21 protein-coding genes are annotated in these 18,421 nt (G+C 70.4%); 3 read left to right on the top strand and 18 right to left on the bottom strand.

The window, feature by feature from the left end; translation table 11 throughout:
• Window positions 1-35: 35 nt before the first annotated feature.
• The 4 genes from ACGH48_RS02080 to ACGH48_RS02065 form a co-directional block, all read right to left on the bottom strand.
• Complete coding sequence (locus tag ACGH48_RS02080) at window positions 36-1,445, bottom strand: hypothetical protein (RefSeq protein WP_396290000.1); 1,410 nt, start codon at window positions 1,443-1,445, stop codon at window positions 36-38.
• Complete coding sequence (locus ACGH48_RS02075) at window positions 1,435-2,262, bottom strand: TIGR03943 family putative permease subunit (RefSeq protein ID WP_396289999.1); 828 nt, start codon at window positions 2,260-2,262, stop codon at window positions 1,435-1,437. The genes ACGH48_RS02080 and ACGH48_RS02075 overlap by 11 nt, the downstream gene beginning before the upstream one ends.
• A complete protein-coding gene (locus tag ACGH48_RS02070; RefSeq protein WP_123310625.1) occupies window positions 2,249-3,268 on the bottom strand; it encodes a permease in 1,020 nt (339 codons plus the stop codon). Before ACGH48_RS02070 ends, ACGH48_RS02075 begins: the two co-directional genes overlap by 14 nt.
• Window positions 3,269-3,495: 227 nt before the next feature.
• Window positions 3,496-4,074, bottom strand: a complete 579-nt coding sequence (locus ACGH48_RS02065) for a TetR/AcrR family transcriptional regulator (RefSeq protein ID WP_396289998.1) — start codon at window positions 4,072-4,074, stop codon at window positions 3,496-3,498.
• Between the two features lie 97 nt (window positions 4,075-4,171).
• Here ACGH48_RS02065 and ACGH48_RS02060 point away from each other — a divergent pair, with 97 nt between their 5' ends.
• Both ACGH48_RS02060 and ACGH48_RS02055 read left to right on the top strand, forming a co-directional pair.
• The gene (locus tag ACGH48_RS02060; RefSeq protein ID WP_123310629.1) at window positions 4,172-4,486 is read left to right on the top strand and encodes a multidrug efflux SMR transporter; all 315 of its coding nucleotides are present in this window, start codon (window positions 4,172-4,174) and stop codon (window positions 4,484-4,486) included.
• 1 nt (window position 4,487) lies between these two features.
• Window positions 4,488-4,859 carry a multidrug efflux SMR transporter gene (locus ACGH48_RS02055; protein WP_123310631.1) on the top strand — a complete coding sequence of 124 codons (372 nt, stop codon included), beginning with the start codon at window positions 4,488-4,490 and terminating at the stop codon, window positions 4,857-4,859.
• 215 nt (window positions 4,860-5,074) lie between these two features.
• Here ACGH48_RS02055 and ACGH48_RS02050 read toward each other — a convergent pair whose 3' ends face one another.
• Window positions 5,075-6,214, bottom strand: coding sequence for a CE1758 family FMN-dependent luciferase-like monooxygenase (locus tag ACGH48_RS02050; protein WP_123310633.1), 1,140 nt, complete (start codon window positions 6,212-6,214; stop codon window positions 5,075-5,077).
• 98 nt (window positions 6,215-6,312) lie between these two features.
• Window positions 6,313-7,212, bottom strand: coding sequence for a phosphatase PAP2 family protein (locus ACGH48_RS02045; RefSeq protein ID WP_148061693.1), 900 nt, complete (start codon window positions 7,210-7,212; stop codon window positions 6,313-6,315).
• Between the two features lie 151 nt (window positions 7,213-7,363).
• Between ACGH48_RS02045 and ACGH48_RS02040 the strand changes: the two genes are divergently transcribed.
• Window positions 7,364-7,900 carry a DUF4383 domain-containing protein gene (locus ACGH48_RS02040; RefSeq protein ID WP_396289997.1) on the top strand — a complete coding sequence of 179 codons (537 nt, stop codon included), beginning with the start codon at window positions 7,364-7,366 and terminating at the stop codon, window positions 7,898-7,900.
• Window positions 7,901-8,002: 102 nt separating this feature from the next.
• Here the strand turns inward: ACGH48_RS02040 and ACGH48_RS02035 are convergent, their stop codons facing one another.
• The 12 genes from ACGH48_RS02035 to ACGH48_RS01980 all read right to left on the bottom strand — a co-directional run bounded on the left by ACGH48_RS02035 (window position 8,003) and on the right by ACGH48_RS01980 (window position 18,394).
• Window positions 8,003-9,334 (bottom strand): ATP-dependent RecD-like DNA helicase, encoded by a 1,332-nt coding sequence (locus ACGH48_RS02035; protein ID WP_123310641.1) that lies wholly within the window; start codon window positions 9,332-9,334, stop codon window positions 8,003-8,005.
• Complete coding sequence (locus ACGH48_RS02030; RefSeq protein ID WP_396289996.1) at window positions 9,331-11,289, bottom strand: cytochrome c oxidase assembly protein; 1,959 nt, start codon at window positions 11,287-11,289, stop codon at window positions 9,331-9,333. Before ACGH48_RS02030 ends, ACGH48_RS02035 begins: the two co-directional genes overlap by 4 nt.
• A 231-nt stretch (window positions 11,290-11,520) precedes the next feature.
• The gene (locus ACGH48_RS02025) at window positions 11,521-11,808 is read right to left on the bottom strand and encodes an HU family DNA-binding protein (RefSeq protein ID WP_111085379.1); all 288 of its coding nucleotides are present in this window, start codon (window positions 11,806-11,808) and stop codon (window positions 11,521-11,523) included.
• Window positions 11,809-12,098: 290 nt separating this feature from the next.
• Window positions 12,099-12,404, bottom strand: coding sequence for a 30S ribosomal protein S14 (gene rpsN / locus ACGH48_RS02020; protein WP_017886455.1), 306 nt, complete (start codon window positions 12,402-12,404; stop codon window positions 12,099-12,101).
• A 2-nt stretch (window positions 12,405-12,406) separates the two neighbouring features.
• A complete protein-coding gene (gene rpmG, locus ACGH48_RS02015; protein ID WP_017886456.1) occupies window positions 12,407-12,577 on the bottom strand; it encodes a 50S ribosomal protein L33 in 171 nt (56 codons plus the stop codon).
• The gene (gene rpmB / locus ACGH48_RS02010; RefSeq protein WP_111085377.1) at window positions 12,577-12,813 is read right to left on the bottom strand and encodes a 50S ribosomal protein L28; all 237 of its coding nucleotides are present in this window, start codon (window positions 12,811-12,813) and stop codon (window positions 12,577-12,579) included. The genes rpmG and rpmB overlap by 1 nt, the downstream gene beginning before the upstream one ends.
• Before the next feature lie 230 nt (window positions 12,814-13,043).
• On the bottom strand, window positions 13,044-13,736 hold the full coding sequence (locus ACGH48_RS02005) for an alpha/beta fold hydrolase (RefSeq protein WP_123310645.1): 693 nt from the start codon (window positions 13,734-13,736) through the stop codon (window positions 13,044-13,046).
• 10 nt (window positions 13,737-13,746) lie between these two features.
• On the bottom strand, window positions 13,747-14,202 hold the full coding sequence (locus ACGH48_RS02000; protein ID WP_123310648.1) for a Fur family transcriptional regulator: 456 nt from the start codon (window positions 14,200-14,202) through the stop codon (window positions 13,747-13,749).
• Complete coding sequence (locus ACGH48_RS01995) at window positions 14,199-15,191, bottom strand: metal ABC transporter permease (RefSeq protein WP_340197239.1); 993 nt, start codon at window positions 15,189-15,191, stop codon at window positions 14,199-14,201. The genes ACGH48_RS02000 and ACGH48_RS01995 overlap by 4 nt, the downstream gene beginning before the upstream one ends.
• Window positions 15,191-16,036, bottom strand: coding sequence for an ATP-binding cassette domain-containing protein (locus tag ACGH48_RS01990; protein ID WP_340197272.1), 846 nt, complete (start codon window positions 16,034-16,036; stop codon window positions 15,191-15,193). The genes ACGH48_RS01995 and ACGH48_RS01990 overlap by 1 nt, the downstream gene beginning before the upstream one ends.
• A gap of 50 nt (window positions 16,037-16,086) precedes the next feature.
• Window positions 16,087-16,998, bottom strand: coding sequence for a metal ABC transporter solute-binding protein, Zn/Mn family (locus tag ACGH48_RS01985; RefSeq protein WP_340197238.1), 912 nt, complete (start codon window positions 16,996-16,998; stop codon window positions 16,087-16,089).
• Window positions 16,999-17,125: 127 nt separating this feature from the next.
• The gene (locus ACGH48_RS01980; protein ID WP_340197237.1) at window positions 17,126-18,394 is read right to left on the bottom strand and encodes a PTS transporter subunit EIIC; all 1,269 of its coding nucleotides are present in this window, start codon (window positions 18,392-18,394) and stop codon (window positions 17,126-17,128) included.
• Window positions 18,395-18,421 lie beyond the last annotated feature (27 nt).

The raw sequence follows: 18,421 nt of genomic DNA, 5'->3' as shown, positions 1-18,421 counted from the left end.
CTGTCCGTCCGCCTGTCCGCCTGTCCGTCGGACCGTCAGCCGACCTCGTCGCCCGACGGCAGGGCACCGCACCAGTCGACCGAGCCGGCGTCGATGCTCGCCTCGAGCGCGCCGGAGGTCGCGTCGACGATGCTCACGAGCTCGTCGGTCGCCGACTTCGTCGCGACCGCGGCGAACTGGCCGTTCGGCGACGGGCAGACCGCGGTGACGCTCGCGTCGTCGGGGATGCTCACCGGCAGCCGGGAGGCCCGTCCCCCGTCCACACGGACGATCCGAGCCGAGACGGTCCCGTCCGACCGCACGTCCCCCAGCACCCGCAGGTACGTGTCGTCCGTCAGCGGAGCGATGCGGCCGAGGACCGCCGCATCGGTGCTGGCGGCAGGGGCCCGCAGCGCCGTCTTCGCACCGTCGGTCAGGTCGAGCCGCTCGATGCCGGTGCCGGTCTCGACCACGGCCGTGGTGCCGGTGCCGACGAACCCGTGCAGGTACGTGGCACTGCCGAGCCGGACCGGATCGGCGCGGCCGCTCATGTCGACGAGCACCAGGTCGTCGCTGCCCGTCCGGACCAGGGCACTCTCGGTGCGCGGGACGTAGGCCCACTGCCCGACCGTCATCGGCACGGCACCGGTCTTCGGTTTGCCGTTCGCGGCGATCGCGGTGGGCAGGTGCGTGCCCGTCATGTCGACCACGTACAGGCCGGTGTTCCGGGACTGCCCGGTCGAGGTGTCGGCGTACTCGAACCCGAACGACGCGCCGTCGTCGGCGACGTGCAGCGCGGTGACCCGACCCTGCGACGACGGCAGGGTGAGGTGCTCGACGGGGGCGTCGTCGTCCTGCACCCCGCCGCTCAGCGCCACGACGTCGACGGACGAACTGGCGTCCGTGCCGCTCACGACCACCAGGGAGCGGCCGAGCCGGGCGTACTCGCTGATCGCCGTGCCCTCGTAGACCGTGGTCGCACCGCCTGCGTCGAGGGACCGCCGGACGATGCGGTCCTTCGCCCCGGCCGGCCCGGGGACGAGGGCGAGGACGTCGGTGCTGCCGGTGCGGATCGCCGCGGTGAGGTCCGACGTGGCGCGCTGCCCCGGCGCCCGGACGTTCGCGACCGTCACGGTGTAGTCGCGGTCGTAGGCCAGGGGTCCGGCGAACTCGACCGCGATCGTGTTACCGCTCGAGGTCACCGTGTGGGCCGCTGCCGGGCTGACCCGGACGTCGTCGGCGGACACCTGCTGCAGGGCCTGGTTCGCCGTCAGGATCACCCGCTGCGCCGGTCGGGACACCAGGCCGCTGGCGTCGTACGACACGTCACGCAGGCGCGGCCCCTGCTGCGACCCGACGACGGCCGCGAGCGCCGCCACCACGGCCAGGACCACCACGACGGCGAGGTACCGGCGGTGGAACCGGTGCGCGACCGGGCGGCGACCACGGCGCCCCTCAGTACTCATACGGGTCCTTCGGCTGCGCGATCTCGGTGACCTTCGCGGCCTTGATGACGATGCGGGCGTCGGCGGACTGGTCCGGGTTGGCTGCAAGGGCGCCGGTCACCGTGACCCACTGTCCCTCGTCGGGCACCGCGTCGGGACGGTCGCCGGCGTCCGTCACGACACCGAGACCGACGGGCTGGGCATCGACGGCGCAGCAGCTGATCACGAACCGGGTGAGCGTGAACGAGTCGTCCTGGCCGGGGACCACGAAGCCGGACAGCCGCACCTGCTTGCCGACGAGCGCAGTGGTGTCGGTGGTCTGCCGGATGAGCGCCGCCCAGTCCTTGACGCCGTACTGCGAGGTGTCGACGCCCTCGCTGCCGAGCAGGGACACCGCTGCCTCGGAGCCCGTGGCGTTCGACAGGGTGGCCGAGTCGACGCTCCGCTGCTGCGCGGTGCGGGCGGAGAGCGTCGTCGGGGGCAGGACGAGCATCGCGACGGTGACGCCGATCGTGACGATCGCGGCTGCCCCGCCGAGCACGATGCGCGTGCGGCGACCCGCGCCTCCCGGTCGCCCACCGAGTTCGTGTTCGTGTTCGTGCTCGTCGGCGTCGTCGCCGTGCGTGTGGCCGTGCCCCCGGGCGATGACGACCAGGCCGGCGATCGACGCGGGGACCCCGACGGCGGCGAGGACGATCGTGAACACCGAGTAGCGCGGGTTGATGTACAGGTCGAGGTGCCCGACCAGTGCCAGCCACAGCGTGCAGAGCGCCACGGCCAGCACCGACCCGAGACCCAGGTACGCGGGCGCGTTGCCGCGTGCATCAGACGAGGACATTCATCACCAATCCCACGGCGCCGGCGAACAGGACGCACACGACGGCGAGCAGCACCAGGAACCGGACCCGGAACGTCGTGCGCAGCAGCGCGATCATCTTCACGTCGATGATCGGCCCGATGATCAGGAAGGCCGTGATCGACCCGGGCAGGAACGTCGAGGCGAACGACAGCGCGAAGAAGGCGTCGACGTTCGAGCAGAGCGACACCGTCATCGCCAGCAGCATCATCGCCGCGACGGACAGCACCGGGTTCGAGCCGATCGCGACCAGGGTCGAGCGGGGCACGGCGACCTGGATCGCGGCGGCCAGGCCGGCACCGACGAACAGCGCCGGCATCATCGTCGCCGTCTCGCCGCCGAACTGTGCGGCGCTCTGTCGCCAGCGGTGCACACCCCGGGGTGCTCCGACGGCCGCGCGGCACCGGGCCTCGAAGGCGGGGAGCAGCAGGTCGGCCGGACGGCGGTGCGCGGCGACGATCCAGCCGACCAGGTTCGCGATCACGAACCCGCCGACGATCCGGACCGGCAGGATCCAGCCGGACCAGCCGAACGCCTGCGCGGTGCTGATGATGACGAGCGGGTTGAGGATCGGGGCGGCGACCAGGAACGTCACTGCCTCGGCGGGGGTGAACCCGCGCATCATCAGGCCGCGGGCGAGGGGCACGTTGCCGCACTCGCACACCGGGAAGAGCATGCCGATCAGGGAGATCACGGCGCGGCGGCCGAAGGCGTTCTGCGGCAGGACCTTCTCGAGCGCGCCGACCGGCACCCAGACCTCGACGACGATCGACAGCACGATGCCGAGCACCACGAACGGCAGCGACTCGACGACGACGCTGATCGCCAGCGTCAGGAAGTCCTGCACGACGTCCGGCAGCCCGGCGGTCCCGATGCTCGGGGACAGCAGCCGGATCCCCAGGAGCACGACGACGGTGAGCAGCACGAGGCCCGGGCCCGTCAGGGAACGGGAGCGGGAGCGCTGCTGCGGCGGCGTGGTCGTCGTCACCCGGAAAGGATAGGCGACGCGTGCTGCGTGGCGGTCCGTGCGCGGCCGCCTGCGCACCGTGCGAGTTCGTTCACCCCGTGCAGGGTTGCTCGCTCGGTGCAGGCCTGAAGCGCCGCACGGAGCAACCAACGACGCACGGGTTCGCGAACCCGGCACCGTGCACGTGCTCCACCGCCAGCAACAACACCGCACCGGCCCGCGAACCCGGCACCGTGCGAGGGCCGCGGTCAGCCCCGGGCGATGCCCGCCACGTGCCGGTCGAGGGTGTCGATCGCCCACGAGGCGTCACCCCCTGGGTCGAGCCGCACGATGTGCATCGCGAGCCCGTCCACCAGGGCGTGCAGGCGGCGGGTCTCGTAGGCGGCGTCGGCGTCCGGCACTCCGAGCGCCCGCAGGATCCGCCCGCACCACTCGCGCATCTCGTCGACGACCCGGTCGTGGAACGGCCGGAGTTCGGCGTCGGTCAGCGCCGCGGTGCCGAGGCCCAGGTAGACGTCGAGCTCGATGCGTCGTTCCTCGTCGAGGGGCAGCAGCTCGAGCAGCACCGCGTGCGCGTAGGCCGTCCCCTCCATGTCCGTGGGCACGGCGTCGATCCGGGCTGCGGTCGCGTCGAACACGAGCTCGAGCGCGTGGGACCGGACGCTCGCCTGGGTCGGGAAGGTGTAGCGGACGGTGCTCGGCGGCAGCCCCGCCTCTGCCGCCACGTTCCGGACGCTCAGCGCCCCCAGTCCGTCGCGGGCGAGCACCCGGCACGCCGCCTCGGACACGGTCCGACGCCGCTGCTCCACGTCCATGCTCCTGGCCACGACGCCATACTCGCACAGTCGTACGAACTCGTGCTAGCGTCGGCATGGTTGTCGCACAGTCGTGCGAGTACTCGATCGGAACGAAGGGAACATCGTCATGGCATGGGTCATCCTCGTGCTGAGCGGCGTGCTCGAGGCCGTCTGGGCCACCGCGCTGAGCGCGTCGAACGGATTCAAGAAGGTCGTCCCGACGATCGTGTTCGTCGCCGGCATGGCCCTCAGCATGGTCGGCCTGGCGTTTGCGATGAAGTCGATCCCGGTCGGCACCGCCTACGCCGTCTGGGTGGGCATCGGCGCCTCGCTCACGGTCGTCGTGTCGATCCTGCGCCGGCAGGAATCGGCGTCGCTCGCCCGCCTCGGCCTGGTGTTCGGCCTGGTCGCCTGCGTCGTCGGCCTCAAGGTGGTGAGCTGAGGTGGCCTGGATCGTCCTGTTCGTGAGCGCCGCACTCGAGACCGTGTGGGCGACCGCCCTCGGCGAGAGCGACGGCTTCACGCGCCCCGGCCCCACGCTCGTGTTCGCGGTCACGATCGTGATCAGCCTCGTCGCGTTCGGCTACGTCCTCAAGCACATCCCGATCAGCACGGCGTACGCGGTGTGGACCGGCACCGGTGCAGCCCTGACCGTCCTGTGGGGCATGGCGACCGGCGCCGAGCCCGTCACGGTGCTGCGCGTGCTGTTCATCGCCGGGATCGTCGGCTGCGTCGTCGGCCTGAAGCTCGTCCCCGCGCGTCCGGTCGCGGAGCCCGCCGCTCCTCCCGCGAAAGCGACAGATCTCCGCGGATGATCGGCGGGCAACTGTCGCTCTTGCGAAGGTGACGGCAGCGCCATCCGCAGGACTGCGCGTTCGCGACGCAGCGCACTGGGCGCGCGCCGAGACGGACGGGAGGCCCGGTGCCAGCTGGCACCGTCCCTCCCGGCACGGCCGTCGTGCCGCTGGCGCGTCACGCCGGAACCGGCGGATGGGGCCCACCTCCCGTCCGTCAGGTGGTCACGTGACGATCAGACGGACGCGCCCGTCCACTCGTCCTCGGCGGCGACGTGGTCGCTGCCGACCGTGCCGGCGGCGAGCGCCGCGGCGGCGCGTTCCGTGTGGCTCGGCGGGTTCGACGGCACGTCGGCCGGACGACCCTCGTCGTTCAGCTTGCGGAGTTCGGGCACGATGTCCGTCGCCAGGATGTCGATCTGCTCGAGCACCGTCTTGAGCGGCAGCCCCGCGTGGTCGACCAGGAACAGCTGTCGCTGGTAGTGGCCGACGTGGTCCTTCATCGCGGCGTACCGGTCGATGACCTGCTGCGGCGAACCGACCGTGAGCGGGGTCTGGGCGGCGAAGTCCTCCATCGAGGGACCGTGGCCGTAGACCGGGGCGTTGTCGAAGTAGGGCCGGAACTCGTCGACCGCGTCCTGCGAGTTCTTCCGGGCGAAGAACTGCCCGCCCAGACCGACGATCGCCTGGTCGGCGCGGCCGTGACCGTAGTGCTCGAAGCGCTGGCGGTACAGCCCGACCATCTGCTCGGTGTGCTGGATCGGCCAGAAGATGTTGTTGTGGAAGAAGCCGTCACCGTAGTAGGCGGCCTGCTCCGCGATCTCGGGCGTGCGGATCGAGCCGTGCCAGACGAACGGGGGCACGCCGTCGAGGGGGCGCGGCGTCGACGTGAAGCCCTGCAGCGGCGTACGGAACTTGCCCTGCCAGTTGACGACGTCGTTCTCCCAGAGCTGGCGGACGAGCGCGTAGTTCTCGATCGCCAGGTTGACGCCCTGGCGGATGTCCTGCCCGAACCACGGGTACACGGGTCCGGTGTTGCCGCGACCCATCATGAGGTCCATGCGGCCGTCGGAGATCACCTGGAGCATCGCGTACTCCTCGGCGATGCGCACCGGGTCGTTCGTGGTGATGAGTGTGGTGCTCGTCGAGAGCGTGATGTCCTTCGTCTTCGCCGCGAGGTAGGCCAGCAGGGTGGTCGGCGACGAGGCGACGAACGGCGGATTGTGGTGCTCACCGGTGGCGAAGACGTCGAGTCCGGCCTGGTCGGCGTGCTGCGCGATGGTGAGGATGTCACGGACGCGCTGGGTGTCGTCCGGCGTGGTGCCGGTCGTGGGATCGGTCGTGACGTCACTGACCGTGAAGATGCCGAACTGCATGATGCGCCGCCTTTCGCGATATCGATGCGTTTGCATCGACTTGCTGGGTACAACGTAGCGCACGCCGGCACATTCCCGCCAGGTGTGGACCGGTCGCGTCAGCGGGCGTCGGGCAGTGCGGCCGGGTCCGTCCGGGCCGCGTGGTGCATGCCGTCGAGGAACCACACCGCGGTCACCACCGCCAGGACGCTCGCGCTCGAGGCCAGGCGTCCGGCCATCAGGATCGCGGCACGGTCGTGGGCCCCGTCCCCGGTCAGGCCGACGACGAGCGCCGCGACACCGACGGCCAGCGTGACCCCGGTCGCGACGAGCAGGACGACACTGACCACCCGGCGTGGCCCCCGACGGCCGTCCCGGTCACCGCGCAGCCCCCGGTCGACCCTCGGCCCGAACGCCCGGACGACGCCGAGCCAGAACATCGCGATCGCGCACGCGCCGATGATGTCGCTCACCCGGTGCCAGCCGTACACGACCGTCTGGTTGGCCACGAAGACCGCGTAGACCGCCCCGAGCAAGGTGACGATCGGCCGGAAGCGACGGGGCGTGACCATCAGCACGGCGAACAGCGCGGCGAGCGCGATCGTCGCGTGCCCCGAGGGGAACGAGTTCGGCGTCGTCGACTGGGCGATCTCCGGGCGCTCGGCGATACGCTTGACGAGCGTCGAGGTGGCCGCCGACGCGAGCACCACTGCACCCGCGCCGAGCCCCACCGAGAGCCGTCGCCTGGCGAACGCCACCGCGACGATCACGACAACGAGCAACAGGATCACCGGCACCGAGATGACGTTGAGCGCAGTGTCCGAGCTGAACAGGTCGGACTCCCGGACCCCGCCGAGCGCGGCGTCCTCCATGCGCTGCCCCACCGGCGTCAGCACCGCGGCCGCGTAGACGGAAGGCACGATCACGAACCCCAGAGCCGCCAGCACACCCCACCGCAACCGCCGCGAGACGCTCGGTCCACGCGACTCCGGTGCATTGCGCTCGGGTGTCAAGGTCACCGGGCTGGTCCTCCTCGGAGTGGTCGTCGTCGGTCTCGTCGCACGCCTGGTGGCGGCGCTGCGATTCGGACGGTCGGGGTCGGACACGATACCGTTGGCACACCGGCCGGAGGCTGGGAACCGTGCGGCCGTCGCCCGCGGATCCCGCGCCGTGCCCATCAGTGCCACGCCGCGCAGTCCGGCGGGCACCGCCGGACTGACGCACGTCGCGTCGGCAGTGTACGAGGAGGAGACCGAAGTGGCCATCAAGGAACCGGGCATCACCGCCTCACCGAACCGCGGGCTCGCGCTCACGGTCGGTGGCGTCCTCGCACTCTGGGGCATCCTGGGCTTCTTCTTCGCCGCCGACGGCGACCCGGGCTTCTTCAGCCGCCAGGGTGGGATGCTGTGGAACGCCTTCGGGGTGAACCCGCCGCTCGCCCTCATCTGGGTGCTGCTCGCCGCCGTCCTCCTCATCACCGGCCTCGGCAACACCATCGGTTCACGGAACGGCAACCTGCTCGTCGGTGCCGTGCTCGTCGTGCTGGCGGTCTACGGCTTCGTGTTCGTGAACACCTCGGCGAACATCTTCGCGCTGAACACCACCGACAACGTGTTCCACGCGATCGTCGGGGTCGTCCTGCTGCTGACGGCGTTCGGCGCCGACAAGGAGAACCTCCGCGCGCTGCGTGCGGCGGCTCGCGCCTGACGCACCGACCCGCTCCCCGACGCCCGTCTGCCGCTCCGGCAGGCGGGCGTCGTCGTGTGCGCGGAGCGTGGGTGCAGTGCGCGGGTGCAGTGCGCGGGTGTGTCAGGCGTCGTCGTCGGAGTCGGGGTCCGACGCGGGCTCCGGCTTCGGGGCTTCGAGTGCCGTTGCGACGATGCGTGGCGCCTCGGACATGAAGCGTCGGACGTCCGTGTCGACGATGATGTCCTGCGGCCGCAGCGGCCGGGTCAGGTACAGCCCCTCGAGCGAGGTCAGCCGTGACAGCGCGACGTACGTCTGTCCGGCGCTGAACACCCGGTTGCCCAGGTCGACCACCGCTCGGTCGTAGGTGCTGCCCTGGGACTTGTGGATCGTGACCGCCCAGGCGAGCCGCAACGGGAACTGCTGGAACTCGCCGACGGTGTCCTTCTTGAGTTCCTTCTTGTCGGCGTCGTAGGAGTACTTGAACTTCTCCCAGACCGACGGCTGGACCTCGAACGACTCCCCGTCCACGTCGACCCACACCGTGTCGCGGATCGCCGTGACGATGCCGAGCGTGCCGTTCACCCACCGCTGGTCGGCGTCGTTGCGCAGGAACATCACGTGCGCGCCGGGCTTCAGCTCGAGTGCTTCGTCGGCCGGGAAGTTCCGCCCGCCGAAGTCGCCGTTGACGTCGGCCTTCGCGGTCTTGACCTTGCCGGGCAACCGATCGAGCGCCGCCTTGTTGATGCGCGCGACGGTGTCGTTCCGGGTGGCGAGGGTGATGGCGTCGTCGGGCGAGGGCCGCGCGCCCGCGGTGTTCAACTGGTCCGCGATCTCGGCGGTGACCCGGCCGTGCCGCACCGCCGTGAGCATGGCGGCGAACGCGTCGTCGCGCTGGCGGTGCACGGTGGCGAGCTCGATGATGTTCAGCTTCGCCTCGAGCCACACCTTGGCGTCGAAGAACCACATCGACCGGTAGTGGTCGGTGAAGTACGCGCGCTCGTCGGCGCCGCCCGGCACCGGCGGCAACTGGTACGGGTCACCGAACATCACGACCTGCACGCCGCCGAACGCCTCGAACTGCCGGCCACGGGCCTTCCGCAGCGAGCGGTCCATCCCGTCGAGCAGGTCGGCGTTCACCATGGAGACCTCGTCGATGACCAGGGTGTCGATGGTGTTCAGGAGCTTCCGGGTGTCCGGCCCCTGGCGCAGCTCGGCGTCGGCGATCAGGCCGATCGGCAAGCGGAACAAGGAGTGGATCGTCTGACCGCCGACGTTCAGGGCCGCGACCCCGGTCGGTGCGCAGATCACGACCTGCTTCTCGGTGTTCCACGACAGGTGGTTGAGCAGGGTGGACTTGCCCGTCCCCGCCCGACCGGTGATGAAGACGTGGTCGCGGGTGTGCTCGATGTACTCGAAGACGGCCCGCTGCTCGTCGCTGAGTTCAATGCTCATCGTGCGTCCTGCTCGAGGGCGCGCGTGTCCGCCGCGGCCGTGCGAGCGTCCGCCGCGGGCGTGCGACCCGACGTTCCGGCACGCCGCAGCTGCGCGAGCACCACGACGACGACCGCCACCAGGAGCAGCACGCCGGCGGCCACGAGCACGAGCCCGCCGCGGGCCTGGTCGACGAGCGGGTCGGGCCCCCACGTGCGTCCCATCGCGCCGAACCACGAGGCCTGCAGCAGCCCGAGCGGCCCGCGCATCGCGATGCCGAGTGACACCGCCCCTGCCGCGACGACCACGGCGCCGACGATCCGGATGACCGCAGCCCCCCGGGTCGGGTGAGTCCGGCCCGCCGCGACGGGGGTGAACAGCGTCGGCATCGCGAGGAGCCCGACGAGCAGGAAGCCCACGTCGATGACGGTGCGTCCCGTGGAGTCGCTCACCGACCACCGGACGGCGTCGGTGGCGAAGTACGCCCACCACACCGCTGCGGCGAGCAGGAACGCGGGGAAGGGCTGCACCAGGTAGCGGACCGCGGCGTTGTCGACCAGCACACCGGTCCACTCGCGCACCCCGGTGCTGTCGTCGTCGCGCGGGTGCACCGCGGCCCGGATGAGCACGACCGGAGCCGCCGCCCACACCAACGCTGGCACCACGAGTCCGAGCAGCACGTGCGCGCCGACGTTCGCCGACACCAGGAACCGGTCGTACTGGTGCAGCGAACCGGACGTCGCGACGACGAGCGACACGATCGCCAGGGCCGCCGCGACCGAACGGCGCACCGGCCAGGGGATCCCGGCACGGCGCAGGCGGACGACGCCGGCGACGTAGGTCGCGGCGAGCAGCACGGCGGCCATCAGCCAGAACAGGTCGATGTTCCACTGCGTCAGCCAACCCCAGGCCCCGGGCGCGTGCGGCAGCAGGTCGTCGGTGAGCAGCTCGGCCGGGCTCGGGTCGGTCGTCTTGCTCAGCGCGATCTGGTCGACCGGGGTCGCCGTGCGTCCGAGCGCCGCGGCGAAGCCGGACGCGACGCCCATCACGGCGAGTTCGACCACGATCAGGGTCCAGAACGGGCGGTGCCGTGCCGGGGCCTCGGCCAGGGAGCGGATCGCACGCCGACGCTGCACGGCACCGAGGACCCCGATGGCCACGATGGCGCCGATCTTCACCAGCACGAGGGTGCCGTACGGCGTGAACAGGTTCGACAGGGCGCCGACACGGATCTGGGCCGAGGCGACACCCGACACCGCCACGAGCACGAAGCACCCGAGCGCGATGCTCGAGTACCGCGCGACGACCACGGCCAGACGGTCACCGGGCAGCACGCCGCGCAGGAGCACGAGCATGGTCAATCCACCGACCCAGAGCGCGGCACCGACCAGGTGCAGCCCGAGCGCGGTGACCGCGGCGTCGTGGCTGGCGGTACCGGCGGCGTGGCCCTGCTGCGCGAGCGGGATGAGGCCGATCATCGAGACGCCGGCGGTCAGGGCGACCATCCCCCGCGAGCGCACGGCGAAGCAGAGCACCGTCACCGCGGCGGCGACGAGCACCGTGACGAGCCAGGCGAGGCCGAGGTCCGTGCCCGTCAGGAACACGCCCATCGACTGGCCGAACTGCTCGTCGATGCTGATCTTCGAGCCGGCGACGCTCAGGAAGGTGAAGAAGGTGGTGACCGCGGACGACACCGTCCAGATGCCGCTGGCGGCGGCCGCGACGTCGATGGCGCGGTTCCACTCGGGGCCGGACCGCGAGAGCCCGACGGTGGCGAGCGCCAGACCGCCGATCGTCGCGGCGGCGGACAGGTCCACGACCAGCCGGGAGATCGGCAGCCCGAAACGGACCAGGGGGCCGGGGTCGGCGATCAGCGCTGCGTTCGCACCACCGCCGATGACGAGTGCCGTGAGCAGCGCCACGAACCCGACGAGCAGGAGCACGGCGGGACCGGCGATGCGCGCGATCCGATTCACCCGTCAAGCCTAGGCGGTGCCCACCCGGCCGCAGAACCGGCCGAGCCGACCTGTGGGAACCGGCACGGGCCTCCCGGTCGCCGCAGCGCGACGAACGCGACCCAACGCGATGCAACGCGACCCGACGCGATGCGACGCGCCGCGAAGCGCCGCGACCCAACCCGACGAACGCGCCCCCGGGAACGACGAAAGGGACGGCCGAAGCCGTCCCTCCCGATGTGCGGAACAGTCTTACTTGACCGCAGCCTTGAGCTTCGAGCCGGCGCTGACCTTGACCGAGTCGCTCGCGGCGATCTCGATGGCCTCACCCGTCTGCGGGTTGCGGCCGGTGCGGGCGGCGCGGTGCGTCTTCTCGAAGGCGATCCAACCGGGGATCGTGACCTTCGTGCCGTCCGCGACGGACGACGAGACGACGCTGAAGAGCGCGTCGACGACGCCGTTGACGGTGGCCTGGCTCTGGCCGGACTCGGCGGCGACGGCAGCGACGAGCTCGGTGCGGTTCAGTGACTTGTCAGCCATGGATGTCCTCCTCGGACTTCTTGCAGTATCGGTCGGACGAGCGTGCCGTCCGGCGCCCGGAGCGGTTGCCCCGTGCCACGGTGCCAGTGGGCCGAGGGCCCGGCGGAACCGGAGTTGAACCTACCAGCCGCAGGGGGTGAAAACAGCCGACTCGCCCGGATTTCCGGGCTTGTCGGGCTCGGAGACGGGTGCTGGAGGGGCAGATGTGACGAATGACGGGTCGCATGTACCCCGTACACAGCGAACGCCCCGCCACCAGGAGGTGACGGGGCGTCGGGTACTGCGAGTGCTTACCAGGAGCTCTTCGTGATGCCGGGGAGCTCTCCACGGTGGGCCATGTCGCGGAAGCGGACACGGCTGATGCCGAACTCACCCAGGTGGCCACGGGGGCGGCCGTCGATCGCGTCGCGGTTGCGGTAGCGGATCGGGGATGCGTCGCGGGGCAGCTTCTGCAGGCCCACGCGAGCGGCCTCACGCGACTCGTCGGTGCCGTTCGGGTCCACGAGGGCCTTCTTCAGCTCGAGACGACGCTCGGCGTAGCGCGCGATGATGACGGCACGCTGGTTGTTCTTCGCGATCTTGCTCTTCTTCGCCATGCTTAGCGCTCCTCACGGAAGTCGACGTGCTTGCGGATCACCGGGTCGTACTTCTTCAGCACGAGACGGTCGGGGTTGTTCCGACGGTTCTTCTTGGTCACGTACGTGAACCCGGTGCCCGCCGTCGAGCGGAGCTTGATGATCGGACGGATGTCCTGACCCTTTTTCGCCATCAGATCTTCTCCCCACGGGCGAGGACGTCCTTGACGACGGACTCGATGCCGCGTGCGTCGATGACCTTGATGCCCTTAGCGCTGACGTTGAGCGTCACGTTGCGACGCAGCGACGGCACGTAGTACGTCTTCTTCTGCACGTTCGGGTCGAAGCGGCGCTTCGTCCGGCGGTGCGAGTGCGAGATGTTGTGACCGAAGCCGGGAACGGCGCCGGTCACCTGGCACACTGCTGCCATGATTTCCTCCTGAGGTACCGTGCGACCGGACGGCCGCACCCAAGTTCACTTGCCTGGTGCGCACGCGCAGGACCACCGGAGTGGTGCATGCGAGGGGGTTGTGCACACCGCCCAGGCCCGCAGCCCCTGTCGAAGGGGGAACGAACACCACGCGACCGCGGCGTTCGCGACGGTCGGAGGGCTTGGAACAACGAGTCCACCACGCGGACGTGGAGAACCAAGGGGAGAGCCTACGCGAGGTCCGGGCGTGTCGCAAGCGCACGCACCATGAGCTCCCCGAGCTCGAGCGGTGCCGTGAACATCGGCCAGTGTCCGGTCTCGAGTCCGACGATGCTGAGTTCCTCGGTGGCGACGAGTTCCTCGGCCCAGGTCTGGTGGTCGGCCACCATCGTCGCGAGCTCGGTCGCCGGGATCTCGCAGGTGATCACCGTCGCCGGGATCGTGTGCCGGGCGGCGTCGGCGTAGTGGAAGCGATCCGACGGCACCGCGGCGGGCTCCGGGATCGCCCGGTGCTCGAACGCTTCGCGCAAGGACGGCGTCATCCCGCGCACCGTGGCCGGCTCCCAGACGTCCCACGACGGCAGCGGGACCACTCCGTCGACCACGGGCAGTTCGTCGTTGACGCAGCCACCGGCGGGGCCGGGGAACGTGTCGACGTACAGCAGGTGCGCGACGAGCGAGGGCCGCTGGTCGGCGGCCATGTACGCGATCGGTCCGGCACCGGAGTGTCCGGCGAGCACGACGGGCTCGTCGGGGCTGGCGACGTCGTCCAGGCGCTCCACGAGCGCCGCGACCTGCTCGTCGAGCGTGTCACCGTCGCGGGTGATCGCCTCGACCGTGTGGCCCGCCTGCAGCAGCACCGGGGCGACGTCGTCCCACGCGCTCGCGTCGAGCCAGAACCCGGGGACGAGGATGACGTGCATGGCGGGGACCCTACTCGCCGGCGGCGTCGCCGGTCCGCGATCCGGTTCCGGTTCCGGTTCCGGCAGCCGCCGCCGTGCACACCGCGCACTCGCCGAAGATGTCGACGACGTGGCTGGCGTTCGTGAACCCGTTCGCCGCGGCGACGTCCTGCGCCCACTGCTCGACGGGGTCCGCCTCGATCTCGACGGTCCGGCCGCAGTTCCGGCAGATCAGGTGGTGGTGGTGCGCGTCCGTCGTGCAGGCCCGGTACAGCGATTCGCCGTCCTGCTGCAACGAGTCGGCGTCGCCCTCGGTCGCCAGGTCGGCGAGCGCCCGGTAGACGGTGGCGAGACCGATCGTCGAGCCCTCGTCACGCAGGTGCTGGTGCAGCGCCTGCGCACTGACGAACCCCTCGGTGGAGTCGAGGGCCCCGCGCACCGCTTCGCGCTGCCACGTGTTCCGCTTGACCTTCTGCACGGCGTTCATGCTGGCACCTCTTCCTTCTGGCCGGCTGCCGGCTTCGTCCCGGTGGTTCCGGTTCCGGTGGTTCCGGTTCCGTTCGTTCCGGTTCCGTTCGTTCCGGACGGGAGGCCCGGTGCGCCCCCGCCACGCTGGTCGCGGCGGACGACCCGGTCGCGTCCACGGCGGTCGCGCCTGGCCCCGACGATCCGGCAGACCACCCAGATCGCGAACGAGATGGTCGTCACGTAGGGGCTGATCGGCAGACCGCCGCCGAGTGCGAGCAGGATGCCACCGACGACCGACACCACGGCGAACACCGTGGACAGCACCGGCACGACGACCGGGTGCGAGCTGAGCCGCAGGGCCGCGGCCGCCGGGGTGACGAGCAGCGACAGCACGAGCAGCGCGCCGACGATCTGCACCGACACCGCGGTGGCCAGGCCGAGGACGAGCATGAACACGATCGCGAGGGTCCGTACCGGGATGCCGGCGGCCGCGGCCACGTCGGGGTCCACCGACGCGAACATCAGCGGGCGCCAGATGACGAGCAGGGTCGCGACGACGATGGCGGCGATGACGATCAGGAACGTCAGCTGCGGGTTGTCCACCGACACGATCTGGCCGGTGAGCAGCCCGAACTTGTTGGCCGCACGCCCCTTGTAGAGCGCCAGGCACAGGATGCCGAGCCCGAGGCCGAACGGCATGAGCACCGCGATGATCGAGTTGCGGTCGCGCGCCCGCGAGCCGAGCACCCCGATGAGCAGCGCTGCGATCACCGACCCGACGAGCGAGCCCGTGACGACGTTGACGCCGAGCAGCAGGGATGCGCTCGCGCCGGCGAAGGACAGCTCCGAGATGCCGTGCACCGCGAACGGCATGTTCCGGGCGACGACGAACGGGCCGATGAGCCCGCCGACGATGCCGAGCACCGCGCCGGCCCAGATCGAGTTCTGCACCAGGGCCACGAGCTCGCCGTAGTCCTGGAACGAGAAGACCGTCGACAGGACGTCCATCAGATCCGCCCTTCGTCCGACGCCGGGGCGTGCGGGTCGACCTCGCCGTGGTGGTGGTCGTGCGCGTCGTTCGCGCCGACGATGACGATGCGGCCCATCGTGCGGACGACGTCGACGGGGGTGCCGTACAGGTCGCTCAGGACGTCGGCACGCAGGACCTCGTCCGGGGAACCGATCCGGAACCGGCCGCCGGCGATGTACAGGACCCGGTCGACGACGTCGAGGATCGGGTTCACGTCGTGCGTCACGAACAGCACGGCGGCCTCGCGCTGCCGACGCTGCCGGTCGATGAGCTCGGTGACGCCGCGTTGGTGCCGGAGGTCGAGCGAGATGAGGGGTTCGTCGCAGAGCAGCAGCGCCGGGTCGGCGGCGATGGCCTGACCGACGCGGGTGCGCTGCTGCTCACCGCCGGACAGCTCGGCGACCGGGGCGTCCGCGAACGCGGTGGCACCGACCTCGTCGAGGATCCGGTCGATGCGGGCCCGGTCGGCCTTCGACGTCGGCAGGACGCCCCAGCGGTGTCCCGTCACGCCCTGCGCGATCATGTCGCGCGCGCGCAGCGGGGTGCCGGCCTCCATGAGCCGCTGCTGCGGGATGTAGCCGATCTTCCGGTGCCCGCGACGGACGGTCTGGCCGAGGAACGACATCGTGCCGCTCGTCAGGCGCTGCTGCCCGAGCACCGTGCGCAGGAGTGAGGTCTTGCCGGCACCGTTGGGCCCGAGGACGGCGACGAACTCCCCCGGCGCGATGTCCAGGTCGAGGTGGCCCCAGAGCTTCCGCTCGCCGAAGGACAACCCGGCGTCGCGCAGCGCCAGGACCGGACGGGCCGCAGCCCGGTCGTCCACCGAGGTGGTCGCCGGGCTGTCGGTCGTCGCTGCTGCTGCGGTCGAGGTCGTCACTTCTGGAGCGCCGCCTGCACCGCGTCGATGTTCGCCTGCTGCCACGAGACGTAATCCTGCCCCTCGGGGAGCGTCTCCGTGACACCGACCACCGGGACGTCGTTGTCCTCCGCCGCCTTCTTGACCTGTTCGGTCTCGGGGCTGGAGGTCTGGTCGTTGTAGGCCAGGAGCTTCACGTCGCCGCTCGTGAACAGCGCGAGGGTGTCCTTGAGGGCGGCCGGCGGCACGTCGTCGTCCTCCTCGATCGCCTCGGAGAAGGCGTCGGGGGTCTCGTTGTCCAGGCCGATCGCGTCGAACAGGTAGCCCGGCACCGGCTCGGTGTACGCCACCGCGTCGCCGTCGTACGTCTTCTTCAGGTCGGCGGTCTGGGACTCGAGGTCCTCGAGCTTCGTGGTCAGCGCGTCGGCGTTCTGCTCGAACGTGGCCTTCTCGCCTTGGTCGAGCGCGGACAGGCGCTTCGTGACGTCGTCGACCAGCTTCACCATCGCCGGGTAGCTGTAGAACACGTGCTCGTTGAACTCGGCGTCGCCACCCTTGTCCAAGCCGGACAGCTTCACGACGTTGATGGTGTCGGCCGTGGTGTCCGAGGCGTCGGCGAGCGTGGTCATGAAGTCGTCGTACCCGCCGCCGTTCTCGATGAGCAGGTCGGCCTTCGACACCGCGAGCTGGGTGCGGGCGCTCGACTCGAACGAGTGCGGGTCCTGCGACGGGTCGTCGAGGATGCTCGTGACCGACACGTGGTCGCCACCGATCGACTCGACGATCGAGCCGTAGACGTTGGTCGAGGCCACGACGGCGATCTTCCCGTCGCTGTCGGCGTCGCCCGAGCTCGAAGACGTCGCGCAGCCCGTCAGGGCGAGCGCGGCGGCGCCGGCGACGAGCGGGAGGACGAGGAGTCGGTTGTGCATGCTCCGACGGTAGCGCTTGCTGATAACGATTGTCAAAACCGGTACCAGCGCTCTGGTGGTGACGACAGACGGACGGGAGGCGCGGTGCCAGCTGGCACCGGGCCTCCCGCCATGGAGACGCTCGCGTCTACGGCTTGGTGGCCGCGTCGATCGTGTTCTCGGCGATCGTGTCCTCTTCCCGCCCGGGCGTGCGGAGGTTCCACTTCTTGATCACGAAACTGAACAGGAAGTAGTAGATGACGGCGTAACCGAGACCGATCGGGATGAGCCAGATCGCCCCGTCCGCCTTGCCGAAGTTGAGCACGAAGTCGATCGCACCGGCCGAGAACGAGAACCCGTCGTGGATCCCGAGCGCGTTGACGAGGGCCAGCGAGGTGCCGGTGAGCACCGCGTGGATGACGTACAGCGGGAACGCCACGAACATGAAGGAGTACTCGAGCGGCTCGGTGATGCCGGTCACGAACGAGGTGAGTGCTGCCGAGAGCATGATGCCGCCGACGAGCTTGCGGTTCTGCGGCTTGGCGTTGCGCCAGATCGCCAGGGCACCGGCGGGCAGGGCGAACATCATGATCGGGAAGAAGCCGGTCATGAACGTGCCGGCCGTCGGGTCGCCCGCGAGGAACCGGTTCACGTCACCGTGCGCGATGACGCCGTCCGCACCGGTGAAGCTGCCGAGCTGGAACCACGGGAAGAAGTTGAGCAGCTGGTGCAGCCCGATCGGGATCAGCATGCGGTTCGCGAACCCGAAGATGCCGCCACCGATGACCGCGTTGTCGGCGACGGCCTGACCGGCGGCCGTGAGCGCGATGTCGAAGTAGCGGTACACGAAGGACATGGCGACCGCGATGACCAGACCGGCGGCAGCGGTGAGGATCGGGACGAGGCGACGACCCGAGAAGAACCCGAGGAAGTCGGGCATCTTCGTCCGGTGGAACTTCTCCCACAGCACGGCGGCCACGAGGCCCATCACGATGCCGCCGAGGACACCGAAGTTGATGGTCGCGGGGTTGCCGTTCGCGTCCTTCACCCCGTCGAGCACGATCGGCGACATGGCCGCGAAGACCTGGTACATGACCATGTAGCCGACGACGGCGGCCAGTGCGGTGGTGCCGTCCGACTTCTTCGCCCACCCGATCGCGATGCCGACCGCGAAGAGCAGCGGCAGCCAGGTGAACACGGCCTGACCGGCCGCGGCGATGATGGTCGCGCCCTGCTCGAAGCCGGGGATCGCACCGAGCATGTCGGACTGCCCCAGGCGGAGCAGGATGCCCGCGGCGGGCATGACCGCGATCGGCAGGAGCAGGCTCCGTCCGAGGCGCTGCGCTTGCGCGAACAGCCGGGACTGCTTCTTCGGCTTCTTCTTCTCCGGCACGTCCGTGGCAGTGGTGGCGCTCATCGGAGGTCCTCTCGTCATTGGGTGGAG

This window comes from Curtobacterium pomorum (assembly GCF_044497295.1).
GTDB lineage: Bacteria > Actinomycetota > Actinomycetes > Actinomycetales > Microbacteriaceae > Curtobacterium.
This window is presented reverse-complemented; position numbering and strand designations above follow the sequence as displayed.

What these genes read in the sequence shown, in the direction of transcription:
- ACGH48_RS02080 (WP_396290000.1), bottom strand. Translation starts at nt 1,445, where the DNA reads ATGAGTACTGAGGGGCGCCGTGGTCGCCGCCCGGTCGCGCACCGGTTC.
- ACGH48_RS02075 (WP_396289999.1), bottom strand. Translation starts at nt 2,262, where the DNA reads ATGTCCTCGTCTGATGCACGCGGCAACGCGCCCGCGTACCTGGGTCTC.
- ACGH48_RS02060 (WP_123310629.1), top strand. Translation starts at nt 4,172, where the DNA reads ATGGCATGGGTCATCCTCGTGCTGAGCGGCGTGCTCGAGGCCGTCTGG.
- ACGH48_RS02050 (WP_123310633.1), bottom strand. Translation starts at nt 6,214, where the DNA reads ATGCAGTTCGGCATCTTCACGGTCAGTGACGTCACGACCGATCCCACG.
- ACGH48_RS02035 (WP_123310641.1), bottom strand. Translation starts at nt 9,334, where the DNA reads ATGAGCATTGAACTCAGCGACGAGCAGCGGGCCGTCTTCGAGTACATC.
- ACGH48_RS02025 (WP_111085379.1), bottom strand. Translation starts at nt 11,808, where the DNA reads ATGGCTGACAAGTCACTGAACCGCACCGAGCTCGTCGCTGCCGTCGCC.
- rpsN (WP_017886455.1), bottom strand. Translation starts at nt 12,404, where the DNA reads ATGGCGAAGAAGAGCAAGATCGCGAAGAACAACCAGCGTGCCGTCATC.
- rpmG (WP_017886456.1), bottom strand. Translation starts at nt 12,577, where the DNA reads ATGGCGAAAAAGGGTCAGGACATCCGTCCGATCATCAAGCTCCGCTCG.
- rpmB (WP_111085377.1), bottom strand. Translation starts at nt 12,813, where the DNA reads ATGGCAGCAGTGTGCCAGGTGACCGGCGCCGTTCCCGGCTTCGGTCAC.
- ACGH48_RS02005 (WP_123310645.1), bottom strand. Translation starts at nt 13,736, where the DNA reads ATGCACGTCATCCTCGTCCCCGGGTTCTGGCTCGACGCGAGCGCGTGG.
- ACGH48_RS02000 (WP_123310648.1), bottom strand. Translation starts at nt 14,202, where the DNA reads ATGAACGCCGTGCAGAAGGTCAAGCGGAACACGTGGCAGCGCGAAGCG.
- ACGH48_RS01995 (WP_340197239.1), bottom strand. Translation starts at nt 15,191, where the DNA reads ATGGACGTCCTGTCGACGGTCTTCTCGTTCCAGGACTACGGCGAGCTC.
- ACGH48_RS01985 (WP_340197238.1), bottom strand. Translation starts at nt 16,998, where the DNA reads ATGCACAACCGACTCCTCGTCCTCCCGCTCGTCGCCGGCGCCGCCGCG.
- ACGH48_RS01980 (WP_340197237.1), bottom strand. Translation starts at nt 18,394, where the DNA reads ATGAGCGCCACCACTGCCACGGACGTGCCGGAGAAGAAGAAGCCGAAG.